The organism is Enterobacter cloacae complex sp. P16RS2 (assembly GCF_014982155.1).
Lineage (GTDB): Bacteria > Pseudomonadota > Gammaproteobacteria > Enterobacterales > Enterobacteriaceae > Enterobacter > Enterobacter cloacae_M.
In genome coordinates this window covers 1-5,915 of sequence record NZ_JADCKW010000060.1, presented here as the reverse complement: position 1 = coordinate 5,915, position 5,915 = coordinate 1, and the positions used below count along the sequence as shown (strand labels likewise).

General features: G+C 54.0%; 5 protein-coding genes and 1 pseudogene. 4 read left to right on the top strand and 2 right to left on the bottom strand.

What is annotated here, in order from left to right:
* The 4 genes and pseudogenes from yfbV to INF68_RS22385 form a co-directional block, all read left to right on the top strand.
* Positions 1-244 (top strand): annotated as a pseudogene (gene yfbV / locus INF68_RS22400) (terminus macrodomain insulation protein YfbV); the annotation flags it as partial.
* Between the two features lie 92 nt (positions 245-336).
* On the top strand, positions 337-831 hold the full coding sequence (locus tag INF68_RS22395) for a YfbU family protein (protein ID WP_023312542.1): 495 nt from the start codon (positions 337-339) through the stop codon (positions 829-831).
* 11 nt (positions 832-842) lie between these two features.
* A complete protein-coding gene (locus tag INF68_RS22390; RefSeq protein ID WP_193525462.1) occupies positions 843-1,502 on the top strand; it encodes a sugar phosphatase in 660 nt (219 codons plus the stop codon).
* Positions 1,503-1,577: 75 nt separating this feature from the next.
* The gene (locus INF68_RS22385; RefSeq protein WP_193525461.1) at positions 1,578-3,410 is read left to right on the top strand and encodes an SLC13 family permease; all 1,833 of its coding nucleotides are present in this window, start codon (positions 1,578-1,580) and stop codon (positions 3,408-3,410) included.
* 81 nt (positions 3,411-3,491) lie between these two features.
* On the opposite strand, the gene yfbR is transcribed toward INF68_RS22385, so the two are convergent.
* Complete coding sequence (gene yfbR, locus INF68_RS22380) at positions 3,492-4,091, bottom strand: 5'-deoxynucleotidase (protein WP_023312539.1); 600 nt, start codon at positions 4,089-4,091, stop codon at positions 3,492-3,494.
* A 94-nt stretch (positions 4,092-4,185) separates the two neighbouring features.
* A complete protein-coding gene (gene alaA / locus INF68_RS22375) occupies positions 4,186-5,400 on the bottom strand; it encodes an alanine transaminase AlaA (RefSeq protein ID WP_008500204.1) in 1,215 nt (404 codons plus the stop codon).
* Between the last annotated feature and the right edge of the window lie 515 nt (positions 5,401-5,915).

Sequence of the window (5,915 nt, the reverse complement as noted above, 5' to 3'; positions counted from 1 at the left end):
TGCCGTCGCGACGGCACTCTTCGCATTAAGCCTGCCGATGCAGGGCCTGTGGTGGTTAGGTAAACGCTCCATCACGCCACTTCCCCCATCTATTTTACACTGGTTTTATGAAGTGCGCGGAAAACTGGAGGAGGCCGGGCAGGCGCTAGCCCCGGTTGAAGGCAAGCCGGACTACCAGGCGCTGGCGGACACGTTAAAGCGCGCTTTTAAGCAACTGGATAAAACATTCCTCGATGACTTGTGATTGATCATCGAAACGACGACGAAAAGAAGGCACAGTAACATTCAGTTACCGTGTCTTTTTTTTAAAGTGCAATGCGCTACAGGAGTCGAAAGATGGAAATGACCCATGCTCAACGTCTGATTTTGTCTAACCAGTACAAGATGATGACTATGCTTGATCCCGATAACGCTGCGCGCTACAGCCGCCTGCAAACCATCGTCGAACGCGGTTTTGGTTTGCAAATGCGCGAACTGGACCGCGAGTTTGGCGAGCTGAAAGAAGAAACCTGTCGCATCGTGATCGACATTATGGAGATGTATCACGCTCTGCACGTGTCCTGGACGAATCTCAAAGATCAGCAGTCCATTGACGAGCGCCGCGTGACTTTCTTAGGCTTTGATGCCGCAACGGAAGCGCGTTATCTGAGCTATGTTCGCTTTATGGTGAATACAGAAGGGCGTTATACCCACTTTGACGCGGGCACCCACGGCTTCAACGCGCAGACCCCAATGTGGGAAAAATATCAGCGTATGCTAAGCGCGTGGCACGCCTGCCCGCGTCAGTACCATTTAAGCAGCAACGAAATTCAACAAATCATTAATGCCTGACGGAGGTGCGTGTGCAGTGTAGAGGTTTTCTGTTTGATCTGGACGGTACGCTGGTGGATTCGCTGCCGGTTGTGGAGCGTTCGTGGTGCCATTGGGCTGACCGACATGGCATCGACCATCAGGACGTGCTGAATTTTATCCATGGCAAACAGGCCATCACCTCGCTACGGCACTTCCTGGCCGGACGCTCTGAGGACGAAATTCAGGCGGAGTTCAAATACCTGGAACACATTGAAGCCACGGATACGGACGGCATCACAGCCTTACCGGGCGCGCGCGAATTGCTTGAGCATCTGAACGAGGCGCAGATCCCGTGGGCTATCGTCACCTCAGGCTCCATTCCCGTCGCCCACGCCCGTCATAAGGCGGCAGGTTTACCGAAGCCGGAAGTGTTTATCACTGCGGAGCGCGTAAAGCGCGGTAAACCGGAGCCCGACGCGTTTTTACTGGGCGCTGAACTGCTGGGCCTCGCGCCCGCAGAGTGCGTGGTGGTGGAAGATGCGGCCGCTGGCGTACTGGCCGGGCTGAACGCCGGAAGCCACGTTATCGCCGTTAACGTTCCTGCGGGATCTCCCCGCCTGGAGGAGGCAGACTTTGTGCTGGATTCACTGACGGCGCTGGCTGTTTCGAAAGCCTCTGACGGGGTTGTAACCGTCTCGCTAAAAGTGTAATCACATGATATAGCCCCACATTGCTGGGGCTTTTTTGTGGCAAAATTCCTCATCTCCCACTGACAAGGACATGTTGTGAACGGTGAACTGATTTGGGTTCTGAGCCTGCTTTTAATCGCCATCCTTCTTTTTGCAACGGGCAAGGTACGCATGGACGCCGTCGCCCTGTTTGTCATCGTCGCGTTTGTGCTGAGCGGTACGCTCACGCTGCCGGAAGCCTTCTCCGGGTTTAGCGATCCCAACGTTATCCTGATTGCCGCCCTGTTTATTATCGGTGATGGGCTGGTGCGTACCGGCGTGGCAACCATCATGGGGTCGTGGCTGGTCAAGGTGGCGGGCAGCAGCGAAACCAAAATGCTGATCTACCTTATGGTGACCGTCGCCGGGCTGGGGGCGTTTATGAGCTCAACGGGCGTGGTCGCAATCTTTATCCCGGTGGTGCTGAGCGTCTCCATGCGGATGCAGATCTCGCGGTCGCGTCTGATGATGCCCCTGAGTTTTGCCGGTTTGATCAGCGGCATGATGACGCTGGTGGCAACGCCGCCGAACCTGGTCGTCAACAGCGAGCTGATCCGGGAAGGATTCCAGGGCTTCAGTTTTTTCAGCGTCACCCCGCTTGGGCTGGTCATTCTGGTGTTGGGCGTGGTCTACATGCTACTGACCCGGTTTGCCCTGAAAGGTGAAAAACAGGACAAAAATAAAGAAGGGTGGAAGCGACGCACCTTCCGCGATCTGATTAAAGAGTACCGTCTCACCGGGCGCGCGCGCCGTCTGGCTATTCGTCCCGGTTCGCCGATGGTGGGACAGCGCCTGGACGACCTGAAGCTGCGTGAGCGCTATGGCGCAAACGTGATCGGCGTAGAGCGCTGGCGTCGTTTTCGCCGGGTAATTGTCAACGTTAACGGGGTGTCGGAATTCCGCGCGCGGGACGTCCTGCTGATTGATATGTCCACCGCGGACGTGGATCTGCGCGAGTTTTGCAGCGAGCAGCTGTTGGAACCGATGGTGCTGCGCGGGGAGTATTTCTCCGATCAGGCGCTGGATGTCGGCATGGCCGAAGTATCGCTGATCCCGGAATCGGAACTGCTGGGCAAAACCGTGCGGGAAATGGGATTCCGAACCCGCTATGGCCTGAATGTCGTGGGGCTGAAGCGCGATGGCGTGGCGATGGAAGGGGCTGTGGTGGATGAGCCGATCCTGCTGGGCGATATCTTCCTGGTTGTCGGTAACTGGAAGCTGATAAGCCAGCTCGGGCAGAAAGGTCGCGATTTTGTGGTACTCAACATGCCTGTCGAGGAGAGCGACGCCTCCCCGGCGCACAGCCAGGCGCCCCACGCGATTTTTTGTCTGGTGCTGATGGTGGCGCTGATGCTGACCGATGAAATCCCCAATCCGGTCGCGGCAATCATCGCCTGCCTGTTGATGGGGAAATTCCGCTGCATTGACGCCGAAAGCGCTTATAAAGCCATTCACTGGCCGAGCATTATCCTCATTGTCGGGATGATGCCCTTCGCCCTGGCGCTGCAAAAAACCGGCGGGGTGGATCTGATCGTTAAAGGCTTAATGGACGTTGGCGGCGGATATGGGCCGTACATGATGCTGGTCTGTCTGTTTATCATGTGCGCCACCATCGGTCTGTTTATCTCCAACACCGCGACGGCGGTACTGATGGCGCCGATTGCGCTGGCGATGGCCAAATCCATGGGCGTGTCGCCGTATCCCTTTGCGATGATGGTCGCAATGGCGGCCTCCGCGGCGTTTATGACGCCAGTTTCTTCACCGGTGAATACGCTGGTGCTGGGGCCCGGGAATTATAGGTTCAGTGATTTCGTGAAGCTTGGCGTGCCTTTCACCGTGCTGGTGATGGTGGTGTGCGTGGTATTGATACCGGTTCTGTTCCCGTTCTGATAATTTTGCCGGGTGGTGGCTGCGCCTTACCCGGCCAACAACCCGTAGGCCCTGCAAGCGCAGCGCTGCGGGGCAAACAGATTACAACGGTGAATCCTGGCTGATCTCATCCAGAGACAGATGGAAGCTCGGCACAAACACCTGCATAAAATAGTCCATCTCTTCGCTGCGGCGGGATTCCAGCGTTTTTTCCAGACGCGTTTTCGCCAGTAAAAATTCGTTATTCCCTGCAGACAGCTCTTCCAGGCACTTCAGGTAGGCGCAGAGCGCGTCGGCCTGTTTGACCAGCGACTTTTCATCTTCCGTGTACTGATGCTCATCGATGAGCGGCTCAAAGATGTCGCGCAACTCGTCCGGCACCATGTCAATCAGCTTCTGCTGGGCAATCTTTTCGATGGCCTTGTATTCCTGCGCAATTTGCGAGTTGAAATATTTCACCGGCGTGGGCAGGTCGCCGGTCAGCACTTCTGATGCATCGTGATACATCGCCAGCAGGGCAATGCGCTCTGGATTGACCTGACCGTTGAATTTACGGTTTTTAATGGCGGCCAGCGCGTGAGCGACCATCGCAACCTGCAGACTGTGCTCTGAGACATTTTCCGTGCGTACATTGCGCATCAGCGGCCAGCGGTTGATGAGTTTCAGGCGGGAGAGGTGGGCAAAGAAATGACTCTGACTCATAGGTTACCTTTTGTCTTTACTGCGACAGGCGTTCATTGTGCGGGGAGGGGAGGGAAGATGCAAATCAGGCTACCGAAGTAGCCTGATTTTAAGATTACTGATGGTATCCGGAGAGGAAGCGTCCGAAGCGGCTGATGGCCATTTCGAGGTCATCTTCGCGCGGCAGTGTCACGATGCGCACGTGATCCGGCCACGGCCAGTTAAACGCCGTACCCTGAACCAGCAGCACTTTTTCCTGCAGCAGGAAATCGAGCACCATTTTCTGGTCGTCGTGAATATTAAAGCGTTTCGCGTCAATTTTCGGGAACATATACAGCGCGCCATTCGGCTTCACGCAGGAGACGCCCGGGATATCGTTGATCAGCTCCCACGCTCGGTTGCGCTGTTCGTACAGGCGACCACCGGGAACGATGAACTCGCTAATGCTCTGATAGCCACCCAGCGCCGTCTGGATCGCGTGCTGCGCCGGAACGTTGGCACATAAACGCATGGAGGCCAGCATCTCCAGCCCTTCAATATATCCTTTGGCGTGCTTTTTCGGACCGTTTAGTACCATCCAGCCCTGGCGGAAACCGGCCACGCGGTAGGTTTTAGACAGGCCGTTAAAGGTGACGGTCAGCAGATCCGGGGCCAGTGCAGCGATTGAGTGGTGCTGCGCCGCGTCGTACAGGATCTTGTCGTAAATTTCGTCGGCAAAGATGATCAGGTTGTGCTGGCGGGCGAGTTCGACGATCTCCATCAGCAGCTCTTTTGAGTACACTGCGCCCGTCGGGTTGTTCGGGTTAATGATCACGATGCCGCGCGTGCGGGGCGTGATTTTTGCGCGAATATCATCGAGGTCCGGGAACCAGTCGGAGGACTCGTCGCAAAGATAGTGCACGGCTTTACCGCTCGACAGTGATACGGCAGCGGTCCACAGCGGATAGTCCGGCGCGGGAACCAGCATTTCGTCCCCGCTGTTCAGCAGCGCCTGCATCGCCTGCACGATCAGTTCGGAAACGCCGTTGCCGATATAGATATCTTCAACGGTAACATCACGCATACCGCGTGCCTGGTAGTGCTGCATGATGGCTTTACGTGCGGAGTAAAGTCCTTTTGAATCGCAATAGCCTTGTGCAGTAGGAAGGTTGCGGATCACATCAACCAGAATTTCATCCGGCGCTTCAAAACCAAATGGCGCAGGGTTACCAATGTTGAGTTTCAGAACCTTATTGCCTTCCTCTTCAAGGCGTTTTGCCTCTTTCAGAACCGGGCCGCGGATGTCATAACAGACGTTATCTAGCTTGCTGGATTTTTCGATAGGGGACATGAACCTTTAACCTTTTCGCTATTATTGCCGCTCCCTGCCGTGGAAGTCAGCACGGAATAATGTACTCCCCCCTCGCTTCGTTTTGAAGGGTGTGCAGTAGAAGATTTTGTGCCGGGTGCAAAATTTTGATAAATCTTTTTCGCTGTGCGTTAGCTTTTTTACTGTCTTAAAGTTGTGCGCATAGCACGATGACAGGTTAAACGTGCTATTCATTTGTCAAAATTCTGTATATTGTGCTGGGAAAAATAAGTGGTGAACCTGACAAGGGTAGCAATCACCCTGGGTGACTTTTCGTAAAACCTGAATGCTTGATACATGTTCCTGTAAAAGCATAATGTGGCTAAAAGTTACTCATGTGAAATTAATGTTAAGTGCCATTAATGAATGGTCTTAATCTAAATTAAAATTTATTTATTATTAACCTATAAAATGCAACTTTAGTTAATTTTAATAAAATTAGTTTAGAAGCTTAACATTCTCCTTTAATCCTCAATATTGCAATAAGACTTATAAAT

What these genes read in the sequence shown, in the direction of transcription:
- INF68_RS22395 (WP_023312542.1), top strand. Translation starts at nt 337, where the DNA reads ATGGAAATGACCCATGCTCAACGTCTGATTTTGTCTAACCAGTACAAG.
- yfbR (WP_023312539.1), bottom strand. Translation starts at nt 4,091, where the DNA reads ATGAGTCAGAGTCATTTCTTTGCCCACCTCTCCCGCCTGAAACTCATC.
- alaA (WP_008500204.1), bottom strand. Translation starts at nt 5,400, where the DNA reads ATGTCCCCTATCGAAAAATCCAGCAAGCTAGATAACGTCTGTTATGAC.